At 67.3% G+C, this 14,923-nt stretch carries 15 protein-coding genes; 5 read left to right on the plus strand and 10 right to left on the minus strand.

The genetic code is table 11. The annotated features are described in order from the left end of the window. Positions 1-14: 14 nt before the first annotated feature. From secB to QZM35_RS21190, 3 genes are all read right to left on the minus strand, one after another. Entirely contained in the window at positions 15-497 is a 483-nt protein-coding gene (gene secB, locus QZM35_RS21180; protein WP_089426394.1) for a protein-export chaperone SecB, read from the minus strand. A gap of 107 nt (positions 498-604) precedes the next feature. Then, positions 605-865 carry a glutaredoxin 3 gene (gene grxC, locus QZM35_RS21185; protein WP_039346228.1) on the minus strand — a complete coding sequence of 87 codons (261 nt, stop codon included), beginning with the start codon at positions 863-865 and terminating at the stop codon, positions 605-607. Next, entirely contained in the window at positions 862-1,284 is a 423-nt protein-coding gene (locus QZM35_RS21190; protein WP_089426395.1) for a rhodanese-like domain-containing protein, read from the minus strand. The genes grxC and QZM35_RS21190 overlap by 4 nt, the downstream gene beginning before the upstream one ends. Positions 1,285-1,419: 135 nt before the next feature. Here QZM35_RS21190 and gpmA point away from each other — a divergent pair, with 135 nt between their 5' ends. From gpmA to QZM35_RS21205, 3 genes are all read left to right on the plus strand, one after another. Next, on the plus strand, positions 1,420-2,166 hold the full coding sequence (gene gpmA / locus QZM35_RS21195) for a 2,3-diphosphoglycerate-dependent phosphoglycerate mutase (RefSeq protein ID WP_301776723.1): 747 nt from the start codon (positions 1,420-1,422) through the stop codon (positions 2,164-2,166). A gap of 278 nt (positions 2,167-2,444) precedes the next feature. Next, positions 2,445-3,992, plus strand: coding sequence for a S41 family peptidase (locus tag QZM35_RS21200; RefSeq protein WP_039346234.1), 1,548 nt, complete (start codon positions 2,445-2,447; stop codon positions 3,990-3,992). Between the two features lie 103 nt (positions 3,993-4,095). Beyond that, complete coding sequence (locus tag QZM35_RS21205) at positions 4,096-4,848, plus strand: HesA/MoeB/ThiF family protein (protein WP_301776724.1); 753 nt, start codon at positions 4,096-4,098, stop codon at positions 4,846-4,848. A 74-nt stretch (positions 4,849-4,922) separates the two neighbouring features. Here the strand turns inward: QZM35_RS21205 and ptsP are convergent, their stop codons facing one another. From ptsP to QZM35_RS21240, 7 genes are all read right to left on the minus strand, one after another. Next, on the minus strand, positions 4,923-6,695 hold the full coding sequence (gene ptsP / locus QZM35_RS21210) for a phosphoenolpyruvate--protein phosphotransferase (protein ID WP_089426660.1): 1,773 nt from the start codon (positions 6,693-6,695) through the stop codon (positions 4,923-4,925). Positions 6,696-6,896: 201 nt separating this feature from the next. Continuing rightward, the gene (locus QZM35_RS21215; RefSeq protein WP_006477716.1) at positions 6,897-7,166 is read right to left on the minus strand and encodes an HPr family phosphocarrier protein; all 270 of its coding nucleotides are present in this window, start codon (positions 7,164-7,166) and stop codon (positions 6,897-6,899) included. A gap of 73 nt (positions 7,167-7,239) precedes the next feature. After that, the gene (locus tag QZM35_RS21220) at positions 7,240-7,710 is read right to left on the minus strand and encodes a PTS sugar transporter subunit IIA (RefSeq protein ID WP_089426398.1); all 471 of its coding nucleotides are present in this window, start codon (positions 7,708-7,710) and stop codon (positions 7,240-7,242) included. A gap of 231 nt (positions 7,711-7,941) precedes the next feature. Beyond that, a complete protein-coding gene (gene gshB, locus QZM35_RS21225; protein WP_301776725.1) occupies positions 7,942-8,898 on the minus strand; it encodes a glutathione synthase in 957 nt (318 codons plus the stop codon). Positions 8,899-8,924: 26 nt separating this feature from the next. Further along, entirely contained in the window at positions 8,925-10,214 is a 1,290-nt protein-coding gene (gene gshA, locus QZM35_RS21230) for a glutamate--cysteine ligase (protein ID WP_011353295.1), read from the minus strand. 243 nt (positions 10,215-10,457) lie between these two features. Then, the gene (locus tag QZM35_RS21235; RefSeq protein WP_301776726.1) at positions 10,458-11,972 is read right to left on the minus strand and encodes an ammonium transporter; all 1,515 of its coding nucleotides are present in this window, start codon (positions 11,970-11,972) and stop codon (positions 10,458-10,460) included. A 37-nt stretch (positions 11,973-12,009) separates the two neighbouring features. Further along, complete coding sequence (locus tag QZM35_RS21240) at positions 12,010-12,348, minus strand: P-II family nitrogen regulator (RefSeq protein WP_004198020.1); 339 nt, start codon at positions 12,346-12,348, stop codon at positions 12,010-12,012. Positions 12,349-12,703: 355 nt separating this feature from the next. Here QZM35_RS21240 and QZM35_RS21245 point away from each other — a divergent pair, with 355 nt between their 5' ends. Together QZM35_RS21245 and QZM35_RS21250 are read left to right on the plus strand one after the other, a co-directional pair. Continuing rightward, positions 12,704-12,955 carry an accessory factor UbiK family protein gene (locus QZM35_RS21245; RefSeq protein WP_006489451.1) on the plus strand — a complete coding sequence of 84 codons (252 nt, stop codon included), beginning with the start codon at positions 12,704-12,706 and terminating at the stop codon, positions 12,953-12,955. 290 nt (positions 12,956-13,245) lie between these two features. After that, on the plus strand, positions 13,246-14,877 hold the full coding sequence (locus tag QZM35_RS21250; protein ID WP_301776727.1) for a YifB family Mg chelatase-like AAA ATPase: 1,632 nt from the start codon (positions 13,246-13,248) through the stop codon (positions 14,875-14,877). Positions 14,878-14,923 lie beyond the last annotated feature (46 nt).

Consider the following 14,923-nt stretch of genomic DNA (forward strand, 5'->3'; position numbering starts at 1 on the left):
GTCCGAGTGAAACGTCAGTTCAGCGTCGTGCCGTTCGGTGCGCCTGCTGCGGCACCGGCCTGCTGCTGAAGCTGCGCGAGGCGTTGTTCGTACAGCGCCTGGAAGTTGATTTCCGCCAGGTGGATCGGCGGGAAGCCCGCACGCGTGATCGCGTCGGCGATGTTCGAACGCAGGTACGGGAACAGGATCGTCGGGCAGGCGATGCCGACGAGCGGGTCGAGCTGTTCATCCGGAATGTTGCGGATGTCGAAAATGCCGGCCTGCTTCGCTTCGATCAGGAACGCGATCTTGTCCTTCACCTTCGCGGTGACGGTGCCCGACACGACGACTTCGAACACGCTTTCCGCGAGGCGGTCGGCCTTGACGTCGACTTCGACTTCAACCGACGGCATGTCCTGCTCGAGGAAGATCGCCGGCGAATTCGGCTGCTCGAGCGACATATCCTTCAGGTAGACGCGCTGGATGTTGAAGAACGGTTGGTTTTCGACGTCGGACATGGTGTTTCCCTAAAAGTGGTGACGGGGCGGCCCGGCTTCACGCCGGCCGCCACGGATGAATCCTGCGCGCCCAAGCCGCGGCGCGGCCGGCGGCCATTCTGCCCTAATCAGGCCGCTTGCAGAAGCGGGACGAGCCCACCTTCGCGGTCGAGCTTCGACAGATCGTCGTAACCGCCGACGTGCGTGTCGCCGATATAGATCTGCGGCACCGTGCGGCGCCCCGTGCGCGTCATCATTTCGTCGCGGCGGGCCGGATCGCGGTCGATCAGCACCTTCTCGATCTGCTCGACACCGCGCAGCTTCAGCAGGCGCTCGGCCTGGATGCAATACGGACACACCTGCGTGCTGTACATCAAAACCTTGTTCACTTCGCCACTCCTTGTTTGACGACCGGCATCCCGGCCTGCTGCCAGGCGGCCACGCCGCCCTCGAGCACGTGCACCTCGGCGTAACCCGCCGCCTCGACCTCGCGCGCCGCCTTCTGCGACTGCTGGCCGTTCTGGCAGACGAGCAGCACCGGCGTGCTCTTGTTCTTCGCGACCTGCGCGATTTTCGTGCCGATCTCGCCTGCCGCGACCTGGCGCGCCGACGGCAGGTGGCCGGCAGCGAAATCGGACGCGGCGCGCACGTCGATCACGACCGCGTTGCGACGGTTGATGAGTTGCGTCGCCTCCGCGGCGGACAGGCCGCCGCGGCCGCGGCGCAGCGCGGGCCAGGCCAGCAGGCCGCCGGATACCACCAGGATCGCGATAAGGGCCAGGTTGGTGTAATTGGTAAAGAACGTCACGGAATTCCGCCGGAAAAAGAGAAATCGGATGAGGACAATCCCGCCATTATAAAATAACCGTCTTGCGCGATGGCGGGCCCGGGTCGGGTCCTGCGCGACGCGCCACAGCTTCCTTCACTACCGACCGCAAGATCCATGTACAAACTCGTTCTCATCCGCCACGGCGAATCGACGTGGAACAAGGAAAACCGCTTCACCGGCTGGGTCGACGTCGACCTGACCGAACAGGGTCGCAACGAGGCCTACCAGGCCGGCGAATTGCTCAAGGAGGCCGGCTACACGTTCGACATCGCGTATACGTCGGTGCTCAAGCGCGCGATCCGCACGCTGTGGCACGTGCAGGACAAGATGGACCTCATGTACCTGCCGGTCGTCCACTCGTGGCGCCTGAACGAGCGCCACTACGGCGCGCTGTCGGGCCTGAACAAGGCGGAAACGGCCGCGAAGTTCGGCGACGACCAGGTGCTCGTGTGGCGCCGCAGCTACGACACGCCGCCGCCCGCGCTCGAGCCGACCGACGAGCGCGCGCCGTTCAACGACCCGCGCTACGCGAAGGTGCCGAGCGAGCAGCTGCCGCTCACCGAGTGCCTGAAGGACACGGTCGCGCGCGTGCTGCCGCTGTGGAACGAGTCGATCGCCCCGGCGGTGCGCGCCGGCAAGCAGGTGCTGATCGCCGCGCACGGCAACTCGCTGCGCGCGCTGATCAAGTACCTCGACGGCATCTCGGACAGCGACATCGTCGGCCTGAACATCCCGAACGGCGTGCCGCTCGTGTATGAACTCGACGAGAACCTGAAGCCGATCAAGCACTATTACCTCGGCGACCAGGACGCGATCGCGCAGGCGCAGGCCGCCGTCGCGAAGCAGGGCAAGGCGGGCTGACGCCCGTCTGCCGGGTGAGCCGGGCGGGCCGCGTCCGGTGCGGCCCGCCCGGCCCCGGCCCAGCCCCTTGCCCTGCGCCCCGCGCGAACCTTCGCGGCGCCGACGCTGTCGAATCCGCTTTCGAACCCGCGGCGCGCGCGGCGATGCCCGCCGGACCGGCTCCGGGCCCTTTTCGACGCTTTTCGCGCCGTTCCACTGAGTTATCGGACGAACAGTTATACTTGTCCGCTACATCATCCCCGCTACCGCCACGCGCTTCCCGACCGCACCAGATCTCTATGCGAATGAAATTGAAGAACATCGGCCTGATTGCCGCGGGCCTCGCCACGGGCGTGTTCGCCACGCTGCAGGTTTCCGCATCGGCCGAGCAGACCGCCACGGCGCCGCTTCCCCTCGACCAGCTCCGCCTGTTCGCGGAAGTCTTCGGACAGATCAAGCGCGAGTACGTCGAACCGGTCGACGACAAGAAGCTGCTGACGGCCGCGATCAAGGGCATGGTGTCGAGCCTCGACCCGCACTCGTCGTTCCTCGACAAGACCGACTATGACGAGCTGCAGGAGCAGACGAAGGGCCGCTTCGCGGGTCTCGGCATCGAGATCTCGCAGGAAGACGGCCTCGTCAAGGTGATCTCGCCGATCGAGGATACCCCCGCGTTCCGCGCCGGCATCCGTCCGGGCGACCTGATCACCCGCATCAACGACAAGCCGGTGCGCGGCATGACGCTCGACAAGGCCGTGAAGCAGATGCGCGGCGAGCCGGGCACCAAGGTCACGCTGACGATCTTCCGCAAGAGCGACGACCGCACGTTCCCGGTCACGGTCACGCGCGCGATCATCAAGGTCCAGAGCGTGAAGATGAAGATCCTCGATCCGGGCTATGCGTATGTCCGCATCACGAGCTTCCAGGAGCGCACGACGCCCGATCTCGCGCAGAAGCTGCAAGATATCGCACGCCAGCAGCCGAACCTGAAGGGCCTCGTCCTCGACCTGCGCAACAACGGCGGCGGCCTGCTGCAGAGCGCGGTCGGCGTGGCCGGCGCGTTCCTGCCGCCCGACTCCGTCGTCGTGTCGACCAACGGCCAGATCGCCGATTCGAAGCAGGTCTACCGCGATACGTATGACAACTACCGCCTGCCGTCCTTCGACGGCGATCCGCTGAAGAACCTGCCGCCGGTCTTCAAGACCGTGCCGATGATCGTGCTGACGAACGCCTATTCGGCGTCCGCGTCGGAAATCGTCGCCGGTGCGCTGCAGGATTCGAAGCGCGCGCAGATCATGGGCAAGACGACGTTCGGCAAGGGTTCGGTGCAGACGGTCCGCCCGATGACGGCCGACACCGCGCTGCGCCTGACCACCGCGTACTACTACACGCCGAGCGGCCGTTCGATCCAGAACAAGGGCATCACGCCGGACGTGCCGGTCGATCAGTACGCGGACGGCGATCCGGACGACGTGCTCGTGACGCGCGAGGTCGACTACACGAACCACCTCGCGAACACGCAGGATCCGAACGAGAAGAAGGAACAGGAAGACCGCGAGCAGCGCCGGATGGATCAGCTGCGCGTGCTTGAAGAGCAGAACGACAAGAAGACGCCGGAGCAGCGCCAGAAGGATCGCGATCGCAAGCCGATCGAGTTCGGCAGCGCCGACGACTTCATGATGCAGCAGGCGCTCAACAAGCTCGAAGGCAAGCCGGTCCAGGAATCGAAGTCGCTGCTCGCCGAAAGCACGAAGGGCCCGGCCGGCAAGGCCGCCACGGCCTCGAAGGCATCGGGCGCCAGCGCGAAGCCGGCTTCCGCACCGAAGCCCGCGTCGGCGCCGAAGTAAGCGCCGGCCGGCATCCGACGGGCCATCGCGGGAAGACCGCGATGGCCCGTTTTTCATGCGCGCCTAAAATAACGACACCTGTGCCGCCTCGCCACGACTCCCCATGAACGACGATCAACTCCTTCGCTACTCCCGTCACATCCTCGTCGACGAAATCGGCATCGAGGCGCAGCAGCGCTTTCTCGATGCGCATGCGATCGTCATCGGCGCGGGGGGGCTCGGCTCGCCCGCCGCGATGTACCTCGCGGCATCGGGCGTCGGCACGATCACGCTCGTCGACGCCGATACGGTCGACCTCACGAACCTGCAGCGGCAGATCCTGCACGTGACGGCGTCGGTCGGCCGCCACAAGGTCGAATCGGGGCGCGACGCGCTCGCGCAGCTGAACCCCGAGGTGACCGTGCACGCGGTCGCGGAGCGTGTCGACGATGCATGGCTCGACGCGCACGTGCCGCGCGCGAGCGTCGTGCTCGACTGCACCGACAACTTCGCGACGCGGCATGCGATCAACCGCGCCTGCGTCGCGCATGGCGTGCCGCTCGTATCGGGCGCCGCGCTGCGCTTCGACGGGCAGATCAGCACGTTCGACTTCCGCGACCCGGCCGCGCCCTGCTATGCGTGCGTGTTTCCGGAAGACCAGCCATTCGAGGAAGTCGCGTGCGCGACGATGGGCGTGTTCGCGCCGACGGTCGGGATCATCGGCGCGATGCAGGCCGCCGAGGCGCTGCGCGTGATCGGCGACATCGGCAAGACGCTCAACGGGCGGCTGATGATGCTCGATTCGCTGCGGATGGAATGGACGACGATGAAAATCGCGCGCCAGGCCGACTGCCCCGTGTGCGGGAGCCGGCACTGACGCGCGACGGGCATGCGCCGGGCGGCGCATGCGTGGTGACACTTCGCTACGATTAGCGGCGACGCGGACGCCGACTACGCAGCCGCATCCGCGCGCGGCTCCGCAACCGACAGGCGCTGCAACGCGGCCTGCACTTCCTCCGGCTCGAACGCGGCTAGCACGTCGGCCGTCGGCTTTTCGAGCGCCTTCAGGTGCGCCCGCAGGATCTCCTGCTTCACGACCAGCAACTGGCTCGGGTGCATCGAGAACTCGGTGAGCCCCATCCCGAGCAACAGGCGCGTGAGCGCCGGGTCCCCCGCCATTTCCCCGCACACCGACACGGACACGCCCGCGCGCTTCGCTTCGCGCAACGTATAGGCGATCAGGTGCAGCACCGCCGGATGCAGCGGGTCGTACAGGTGCGCGACCGCATTGTCCGCACGGTCGATCGCGAGCGTGTACTGGATCAGGTCGTTCGTGCCGATCGACAGGAAATCGAACCGCTTCAGGAACAGCGGCAGCGCGATCGCCGCGGCCGGAATCTCGATCATCGCGCCGATGCGCACGTTCGGGTCGTACGCGAGCCCCGCGTCGTCGAGCTGGCGCTTCGCCTCGCGGATCAGGTCGAGCGTCTGGTCGATCTCCTGCGCGTGCGCGAGCATCGGGATCAGGATCTTCACCTGGCCGAACGCGGACGCGCGCAGGATCGCGCGCAGCTGCGTGAGGAACATCTGCGGCTCGGACAGGCTCCAGCGGATCGCGCGCAGGCCGAGCGCGGGGTTCGGCGCCGTCTCGTAGCCTTCATCGAGCGCCTCGAGCGGCTTGTCCGCGCCGACGTCGATCGTGCGGATCGTCACCGGCATGCCCTTCATCCACTCGACGGCCCGCTTGTACGCGGCGAACTGCTCCTCCTCTTCCGGCATCTCCTTCTGATGCATGAACAGGAACTCGGAACGGAACAGCCCGACGCCGACCGCGCCGGCCTCGACGGCCGCCTTCGCGTCGTCGGGCAGCTCGATGTTCGCGTACAGATCGATCTTGGTGCCGCACAACGTTTGCGTCGGCGAGAACTTCAGACGCTGCAGCTTGCGTTGCTCCAGCAGCTTCTCGGACTGCCGGTACGAATACTCCTCGAGGACGATCGGCGCCGGATCGACGATCACGATGCCCTGGTCGCCGTCGACGATGATCAGGTCGTCCTGGCGGATCAGCGCGCTCGCATGCTGCACGCCGACCGCGGCCGGAATGCCGAGGCTGCGCGCGACGATCGCCGTGTGCGACGTGCGCCCGCCGAGATCGGTGACGAATGCCTGGAACGACTGCGACTTGAACTGCATCATGTCGGCCGGCGCGATGTCGTGCGCGACGACGATCATCTCGTTCGTGCCGTTCTTGGCCGCGCGGTCGAGCGCCTGCGACGCGGACGGCGCGCCGGCGAGCGCCTTCAGCACACGCTCGACCACCTGCTCGATGTCGGCCTTGCGCTCGCGCAGGTATTCGTCCTCGATGTCGTCGAAGTGGCGCGTGAGCAGCTCGAGCTGCTCGGTCAGCGCCCACTCGACGTTGTAGCGGCGCGTGCGGATCAGGTCGATGGTTTCCTGAACGAGCATCTCGTCGCTCAGGATCATCGCGTGGACGTCGATGAATGCGCCGACTTCGCTCGGCGTGTCGTCGGTCAGGTCGGCGCGCAGCGCCTCGAGTTCGTAATGCACGACCTCGAGCGCGGTGCGGAAGCGCTCGACCTCCGCATCGATCTGGTTTGCCTCGACCAGGTAATGGGCGACGTCGAGCGCCGCCGGCGCGATCAGATACGCTCGCCCGATCGCGATACCACGTGAGACGGGAATGCCATGCAGCGTGAAGGACACGCGCACCTCCTCTGTACAAGTAAAGCCGCGGCACACTGCTGCGATGCGCTTATGACCCCGGTTAGCGATTATAAATTCCGCGACTCCCCGCTGACTGCATGCACCGCAGCATTGCGCATTCCGCATCAATGCTTGCGACGAAAAAAATGCCGCGAAATCCGCGGCATTCTGGCTGGAAACGGCAACGATCCCGCGTGAGGATCACTGGCCTTCGCCGAACTTGTCGGCGATCAGCTTCAGCAGCGCGTCCATCGCTTCCCGCTCGTCGGGCCCTTCGGTCTCGATCGTCACGGTGCTGCCGATGCCGGCCGCCAGCATCATCACGCCCATGATGCTCTTCGCATTGATCTTGCGCCCGTTGCGCGTCATCCAGACTTCCGACTGGAAGTTGCCGGCCAGTTGCGTAAGCTTGGCCGATGCGCGCGCATGGAGCCCCAATTTGTTGACGATGGTGGTTTCTTGTTGAAGCATGATTCTCGGTCGGGTCGGTCGGGGCCGCCGGCGGCGCGCGCCGGCGGTGCGGTCTAAAACGGAAAACGGGAACTCAGTGCGACTCGGTGCGCGGCTGCGGTTCGGGCGGAATCGGCGCGCACTGGCCGCAGCCGGTTTCCGTCGGCGGCGGCGGCGTACCGGAGGACACCTCGTGGACGCCCTTCGCGCCGCCGGACAGCGCCTTGTCGACCAGCTTGTCGAGCGGCACGGTGCGGTAGCAGACGGCCCGCACGAGCATCGGCAGGTTCACGCCCGCGAGCACCCGCACGTTGTCGATCTTGGCCAGCTGGCCGGCGATGTTCGCGGGCGTCGCGCCGTACATGTCGGTCAGCACGACCACGCCGTTCTCTTCCTTGAGCCGTGCGAGCTCCGCGTGCGCGAACGCCATCACCTGGGTCGGATCGCTGTCCGCCATCACGTCGATACAGCCGATGCGGGCGGGCACGCCGCCATAGATGTGCGCGATGCAGTCCCGCAGCGCGGTGGCGAGCGGGGCGTGCGCGATGATCAGGATCCCGGCCATGTCAGATCGCTCCCGGCCGCCCCTGGCGGGCCGACACCCCGCGGCGGGGCAATGAGCGTAGCGAGTGAGGGAAACGTTCCATGTTCAGCCTTGCAACAGTTTCGGCCCGACCGCCGGGCCTATGGTGCGCGAGCGCGGCACCGGGCAAGCGGGCATTGTAGCAGGCCGGTCGAACTGCTCCGGCGACGGGGGACCTGCGCGGCCGCCGCCGGGGTTGCGCGGGAAAGCGGCTTACGCGGCCGCACGCTCCAGCGCGTCGATGAACATCGCGGCGACGTCGAAGCCCGTCTGCTCCATGATCTCGCGGAAGCACGTCGGACTCGTGACGTTCACCTCGGTCAGCCAGTCGCCGATCGCATCGAGGCCGACCAGCAGCAACCCGCGTGCCGCGAGCACCGGCCCGAGCGTGTCGGCGATCTCGCGATCGCGCGCGGTCAGCGGCTGCGCAACGCCGAGGCCGCCCGCCGCGAGATTGCCGCGCACTTCGCTGCCCTGCGGAATCCGGGCGAGCGAAAACGGCACCGGCTCGCCGCCGATCAGCAGGATGCGCTTGTCGCCGGCCTTGATCTCGGGGATGAATTTCTGCGCCATCACCGAACGCGTGCCGTCGTGGCTCAGCATCTCGATGATCGAACCGAGGTTCATGCCGTCCGGCTTCACGCGGAACACGCCCATCCCGCCCATCCCGTCGAGCGGCTTCAGGATCACGTCGCCGTGCTCGGCGTGGAATGCGCGCAGCCGTTTCGCGTCGCGCGTGACGAGCGTCGGCGCGACGAACTGCGGAAACTCGCCGATCGCGAGCTTCTCCGAATGGTCGCGGATCGACTGCGCCTTGTTGAACACGCGTGCGCCGGCGCGCTCGGCCAGCTCCAGCAGCCAGGTCGACGTCACGTATTCCATGTCGAACGGCGGATCCTTGCGCATCAGCACCGCGCCGAACGATTCGAGGCGGCGCGCGTCGACCGGCCCGGCCTCGTACCACGTCCCGCGATGCAGGTCGTCCGGGTCGCCGACGAACGTGATGCGACGCACGTCGGCCTCGACGGCCGAGCCCGTCCACGCGAGATGGTTCGGCTCGCACGCGTACACCGCATGCCCGCGCCGCGCCGCCTCGGCCATCATCGCGTAGGTCGAATCCTTGTAGATCTTGAAGCGCTCGAGCGGGTCGGCGATAAAGAGAATGTCCATGAGGTCCTGTACGTGGCGAAGGTCCGTTACACCTGGATGGCTTCGGGATCGGTCTTTTCCAGTTCGATCGACGACGCGATCAGCGACAGCCGCGCGACGACGCCGTACATGTAGAAACGGTTCGGCGGCGCGGCACCCGGCTTCGCGCCCGCATCCGGCAGCGCGGTGTGCTCGAAGCCGAGCGGCACGTAGTGCATGCCGGGCGCGTTCAGGTTCTGGTCGCGCTCGCGGCCGGCGTGCGTGCGGTAGAAGCCGCCGACCACGTAGCGGTCGATCATGTACACGACGGGCTCCGCGACTTCGTCGCCGACGCGCTCGAACGTATAGACGCCTTCCTGCACGATCACGTCGCGCACCGCGAGGCCGGCCTTCGACTCGGCCATCTGCGCGCGCTCGGCCTTCGACATCCGGCCGATCTCGGCCGCGTCGTGCACGGTCATCACGCCGCGCCCCGCCGTGCCGGCGTCGGCCTTCACGACGACGTACGGCTTCTCGCTGATCCCGTATTCGCGGTACTTGCGCGCGATCTTCTTCAGCACGCCGTCGATCGCGTCGGCGAGCGCCTGCTCGCCTTCATGCGCCTGCCAGTCGACGCCTTCCACGTGTGCGAAATACGGATTCACCATCCACGGATCGACGCCGACCATCTTCGCGAACTTCTTCGCGACGTCGTCGTAGCACGAGAAGTGCGTCGACTTGCGGCGCACGGCCCAGCCCGCGTGCAGCGGCGGCAGCAGGTACTGCTCGTGCAGGTTTTCCAGCACGGCCGGGATGCCGGCCGACAGGTCGTTGTTCAGCAGGATCGAGCACGGATCGAAATTCTTCAGGCCGAGGCGGCGCTGCGAACGCTCGAGCGGTTCGAGCACGATCTTCTGGCCGTCGGCCAGCGTGATCGGCGTCATGTCGGTGATGCTCGGGTCGAGCGAGCCGAAGCGCACGTTCAGGCCGGCCTGGCGCATGATCGTCGCGAGCCGTGCGACGTTCTCGAGGTAGAACGCGTTGCGGGTCGGCAGCTCGGGAATCACGAGCAGGTTCTTCGCGTCCGGGCAGATCTTCTCGATCGCGGCCATCGCCGCCTGCACGGCGAGCGGCAGCACTTCGGACGGCAGATTGTTGAATGCGCCGGGAAACAGGTTCGCGTCGACGGGCGCCAGCTTGAAGCCGGCATTGCGCAGGTCCACCGAACAATAGAACGGCGGGGTGTGTTCCTGCCATTCGAGCCTGAACCAGCGTTCGATCGCAGGCGTCGCGTCGAGGATCTTCTGCTCGAGTTCGAGCAGCGGACCGTTCAACGCCGTAACGAGGTGGGGAACCATGAATCACTCGCGAGCGGGAGAATGAAGATTGTAGAGCAATTGCCCTGCCCATTTGGGGATTGTTCCCGGCTTCGCAAGGGTTTGGAGGAAGTTTTCGGCTATTGACCCGATAGAGTGAAGGGTTATCCGCTACGGCAGTGGATGGCAGGAGAAAAAAAGCCCGCCGGGTGGGCGGGCCGAAGTCGCTGCGCTCATTCGGAGCGGGCGCCGTCATCGCGGCGGCCCGCCGTTGATTCGTGAGACTTATTCCACGTGCTCGCCATGCAGGATCACGTCGAGACCTTCGCGCTCTTCCTCTTCGGTCACGCGCAGGCCGATCGTCAGGTCGATCAGCTTCAGCAGCACGAAGCTCAGCACGCCGCTGTAGACCAGCGTGATCAGCACGCCCTTGGCCTGCAGCAGCAGGCTGCCGTCGGCGCCGCCGATGTCCTTGACCGCGAACACGCCGGTCAGCAATGCGCCGAGAATCCCGCCGATGCCGTGCACGCCGAACGCGTCGAGCGAATCGTCGTAGCCGAGCTTCGACTTGAGCCACGTCGCCGACCAGAAGCACACGACGCCGGCCGCGATGCCGATCACGAGGGCACCCGTCACGCCGACGAAGCCGGCCGCCGGCGTGATCGCCACGAGACCCGCGACCGCGCCCGACACGATGCCGAGCACCGACGGCTTGCCCTTGGCGATCCACTCGGCGAACATCCAGCCGAGCGCCGCGCAGGCCGTCGCGACTTGCGTCGTCAGCATCGCGAAGCCGGCACGGCCGTCGGCCGCGACCGCCGAGCCCGCGTTGAAACCGAACCAGCCGACCCACAGCATCGAGCCGCCGATCATCGTCAGCACGAGGTTGTGCGGCGCCATCGATTCACGGCCGAAGCCGATCCGCTTGCCGAGCACCAGGCACGACACGAGGCCCGCGATACCGGCGTTGATGTGCACCACCGTGCCGCCCGCGAAGTCGAGCACGCCGTCGGCCGACAGCCAGCCGGTCGGCTCCCACACCATGTGCGCGATCGGCACATAGACGATCAGCGACCAGAGCGTCATGAACACGAGCATCGCCGAGAACTTCATCCGGTCGGCGAACGCGCCGCAGATCAGCGCCGGCGTGATGATCGCGAACGTCATCTGGTAGACGAAGTAGACCGATTCCGGAATCGTCGTCGCGAGATGGCTGACGGTCAGCGTGGTCGCCTTGTCGCCCTTGATGTAGTTCATCCCGTGCAGGAACACGCGCGACAGGCCGCCGATGAAGCCGTTGCCCGGCGTGAACGCGAGGCTGTAGCCGACCACCGTCCACAGCACCGTGATCACCGCGGTGATCGCGAAGCTCTGCATCACGGTCGCGAGCACGTTCTTCTTGCGGACCATGCCGGCGTAGAACAGCGCGAGGCCGGGGATCGTCATGAACAGCACGAGCGCGGTGGAGGTCAGCATCCACGCGGTGTCGCCCGCGCTGATCTTCGACGAATCAACCGAGAACGGCGCGGTCGGCGCGGCGGGAGCGGCCGGTGCCGAAGCGGCGGCAGCAGCCGACGCATCGGTGGCGCCCGAGGCCGGTGCGGCGGCAGCGGCCGGGGCGGATGCGTCGGTGGCAGCCGGCGCCGAAGCGGCCGGAGCGGCGGCAGCCGACGCGTCGGAAGCCATTGCGGCGGGCGCGGACGCAGCCGCGGCGGACGCCGCGTCGTCGGCGAGCGCGGGGCCGACGCCGGCCGCGATCAGCGAGCCGGCCATCAGCAGGGACATCAGAAGTTTGCGCATCTTGGGTTTCCTCTTGTCGCTTGTCTTGTCTGTTCTGTTACAGCGCGTCAGCGCCCGTCTCCCCGGTGCGAATCCGGATCACTTGTTCGATCGACGTGACGAAGATCTTGCCGTCGCCGATCTTGCCGGTGCGCGCGGCCCGCTCGATCGCCTCGACCGCCTGGTCGACGAGATCGTCGGACACGGCTGCCTCGATCTTCATCTTCGGCAGGAAATCGACCACGTATTCGGCGCCGCGGTACAGCTCGGTGTGCCCCTTCTGCCGACCGAACCCTTTCACCTCCGTCACCGTGATGCCCGAGACGCCAAGCGCCGACAGCGCTTCGCGCGTCTCATCGAGCTTGAACGGCTTGATGATTGCGGTAATGAGTTTCATGAAGTCCTCTCGCTGGGTTGTCCCGTCGAATTGGTTGGAATGTTGTAACGGACTCTTCTCAGCAACTCGCATGCCAAGTCGGTTCGAGCACCGTTTCAAAGGGCTTCACCAAGGGGTCGCATCGCGTGATGTAAGGTGCGGAAGCCCGGCCGAATGGCCAACGTGGCCCGGTTTGCTGGCGCAGCGAAAGGATCGTTGCTAGAGTGCACGCACGTCCCGGATCGCCGGGGCATTCACCCATGCGGGCGCCATGCCCGGAATTCGCGCTCCGGGCGCACCATTTCCGGTCATGCGTGCATCATGGGCACGTACGCAACTGAAGATGCACATTTTTTGTGCAAGGAAGGGGAATCACATGAAGCAACCCAGCGACGTTTTCAACGATCTGCAGTCGCGCGTCAGCGATCTGCTGAAAAACTCGCCGGCCAAGGACGTCGAGCGCAACGTGAAGGCCATGCTGTCGCAAGGCTTCTCGAAACTCGATCTCGTCACGCGCGAGGAATTCGACACGCAGGCGCAAGTGCTCGCCCGCACCCGCGTGCGCCTCGAGGAACTCGAGAAACGCGTCGCGGAACTCGAGCAGAAGCTCGCCGCGCCGCAAGCCTGACGCCCTGCCCGGCCGCAAGGTCCGGGCGCGGGCCGCCTCGTGCGGCCCGCGCCCGCCGCCTGAAGCACTGAAGCACTGAAGCACTGAAGTCACCGTACCGCTATTCGTCGTCCGTCGTTCTCCGCAGCACCCCGCTCTTCGCTGTTCATCGCTCTTCGCAGTCCGTCGTTCCGCTGTTCCTCGTTCTTTCCCCGCGCCACGCCGGCAAGCGCGCACCGATTCCTCCGATTCCCGCGGCATGCGGCCTCGAACGGCCGTCGTCCGTCCGCCTTGTTTACAGGAGCCTCGCCATGTCGCTCGCCGTGGTGCGCAGTCGCGCGCCCGCCTCCGGCCGTGCGCCGGACGTCACCGTCGAAGTCCATCTCGCCAACGGCTTGCCGTCGTTCTCGATCGTCGGCCTGCCCGATCTCGAAGTCCGCGAAAGCCGCGAGCGGGTGCGCGCCGCGCTGCAGAACTGCGGCTTCGAATTCCCCGTGCGCCGCATCACCGTCAACCTCGCGCCGGCCGACCTGCCGAAGGAGTCGGGACGGTTCGACCTGCCGATCGCGCTCGGCATCCTCGCCGCGAACGGCCAGATCCCGGCCGACGCGCTGGCCGGCCGCGAATTCGCGGGTGAACTGTCGCTGACCGGCGCGCTGCGGCCGATGCGCGGCGCGTTCGCGATGGCGTGCGGCGTCGCGCGGGATTGGCAGGTTGCGGAAAGTGGCGCGGCTTCCGGCCTGGGTTTCGGCACGCTGTCCGGTTCAGGCAACGGTGGCCAAGGGGCCGGCCCGGCGCCGCGCTCCACCGCCGCGTCGAACACCCCCGAGCTGTACCTGCCGCTCGCCAGCGCCGCCGAGGCCGCGCTCGTGCCGGGCGTCACCGTGTTCGGCGCGCCGGACCTGCCCGCGCTGTGCGCGCACCTCACCGGCGCACCCGACGGGCGGCTCGCCCCGGTCGCGGCGCCCTGCCTCGACGGCCTGCCGACGCCGGCCGCCCCCGATCTCGCCGACGTGGTCGGCCAGCGCGGCGCCCGGCGCGCGCTGGAAGTCGCGGCCGCGGGCGGCCATCACATGCTGATGGTCGGGCCGCCGGGGGCCGGCAAGTCGATGCTGGCCGCCCGGCTGCCGGGCCTCCTGCCGCCGCTGACCGACGACGAGGCGCTGACGTCGGCAGCGCTCCTCTCCGCGAGCCGCCTCGGCTTCTCGCCCGCGCAGTGGCGCCGGCGGCCGTTCCGCGCGCCGCATCACTCGTCGAGCGCCGCCGCGCTGGTCGGCGGCCGCAACCCGCCGCAACCGGGCGAGATCACGCTCGCGCACCTCGGCGTGCTGTTCCTCGACGAACTCCCGGAATTCGACCGGCACGTGCTCGAGATGCTGCGCGAGCCGCTGGAGGCCGGCCGCATCACGATTTCACGCGCGGCCCAGCAAGCCGACTTCCCGGCCGCGTGCCAGCTGATCGCCGCGATGAATCCGTGCCCGTGCGGCTGGCACGGCGATCCGTCGGGGCGCTGCCGCTGCTCGCCGGACGTCGCCGCGCGCTACCTGCGCAAGCTGTCGGGGCCGCTCGTCGACCGCATCGACATCCAGATCGACCTGCCCGCGCTGTCGCCGGCCGAGCTGGCGACGCGGGCGTCGGCGCCCGGCGAGCCGAGTGCCGCGGTCGCCGCGCGGGTTGCGCAGGCGCGTGCGCTGCAACTCGACCGGCAGGGCAAGACGAACCACATGCTGAGCGGCCGCGAGACCGACGACCTGTGCCGGCCGACCGACGAAGGCGAACGGCTGCTGCGCGAGGCCGGCGAGCGCTTCGGCTGGTCGGCGCGCGCGTATTTCCGCGTGCTGAAGGTCGCGCGGACGATCGCCGACCTGGCCGGCGACCCGCTGCCGACGGCCGCGCAGATCGCCGAAGCGATCCGCTACCGGCGCGCACTGACGGCGCTCTGAACGCCCTCGGAGGACAAAATCCGGCTGTCAAGACTTGACTTATGCA

The organism is Burkholderia sp. AU45274 (assembly GCF_030482505.1).
In the GTDB taxonomy this organism is placed as follows: domain Bacteria; phylum Pseudomonadota; class Gammaproteobacteria; order Burkholderiales; family Burkholderiaceae; genus Burkholderia.

Bases quoted from the DNA above. Each gene is read 5' to 3' on its own strand.
- QZM35_RS21220 (WP_089426398.1), bottom strand. From the start codon at position 7,710: ATGGCCGGGATCCTGATCATCGCGCACGCCCCGCTCGCCACCGCGCTG.
- gshB (WP_301776725.1), bottom strand. From the start codon at position 8,898: ATGGACATTCTCTTTATCGCCGACCCGCTCGAGCGCTTCAAGATCTAC.
- QZM35_RS21215 (WP_006477716.1), bottom strand. From the start codon at position 7,166: ATGCTTCAACAAGAAACCACCATCGTCAACAAATTGGGGCTCCATGCG.
- QZM35_RS21235 (WP_301776726.1), bottom strand. From the start codon at position 11,972: ATGCGCAAACTTCTGATGTCCCTGCTGATGGCCGGCTCGCTGATCGCG.
- QZM35_RS21200 (WP_039346234.1), top strand. From the start codon at position 2,445: ATGCGAATGAAATTGAAGAACATCGGCCTGATTGCCGCGGGCCTCGCC.
- secB (WP_089426394.1), bottom strand. From the start codon at position 497: ATGTCCGACGTCGAAAACCAACCGTTCTTCAACATCCAGCGCGTCTAC.
- gshA (WP_011353295.1), bottom strand. From the start codon at position 10,214: ATGGTTCCCCACCTCGTTACGGCGTTGAACGGTCCGCTGCTCGAACTC.
- QZM35_RS21245 (WP_006489451.1), top strand. From the start codon at position 12,704: ATGAAGCAACCCAGCGACGTTTTCAACGATCTGCAGTCGCGCGTCAGC.
- QZM35_RS21205 (WP_301776724.1), top strand. From the start codon at position 4,096: ATGAACGACGATCAACTCCTTCGCTACTCCCGTCACATCCTCGTCGAC.
- gpmA (WP_301776723.1), top strand. From the start codon at position 1,420: ATGTACAAACTCGTTCTCATCCGCCACGGCGAATCGACGTGGAACAAG.
- QZM35_RS21250 (WP_301776727.1), top strand. From the start codon at position 13,246: ATGTCGCTCGCCGTGGTGCGCAGTCGCGCGCCCGCCTCCGGCCGTGCG.
- QZM35_RS21240 (WP_004198020.1), bottom strand. From the start codon at position 12,348: ATGAAACTCATTACCGCAATCATCAAGCCGTTCAAGCTCGATGAGACG.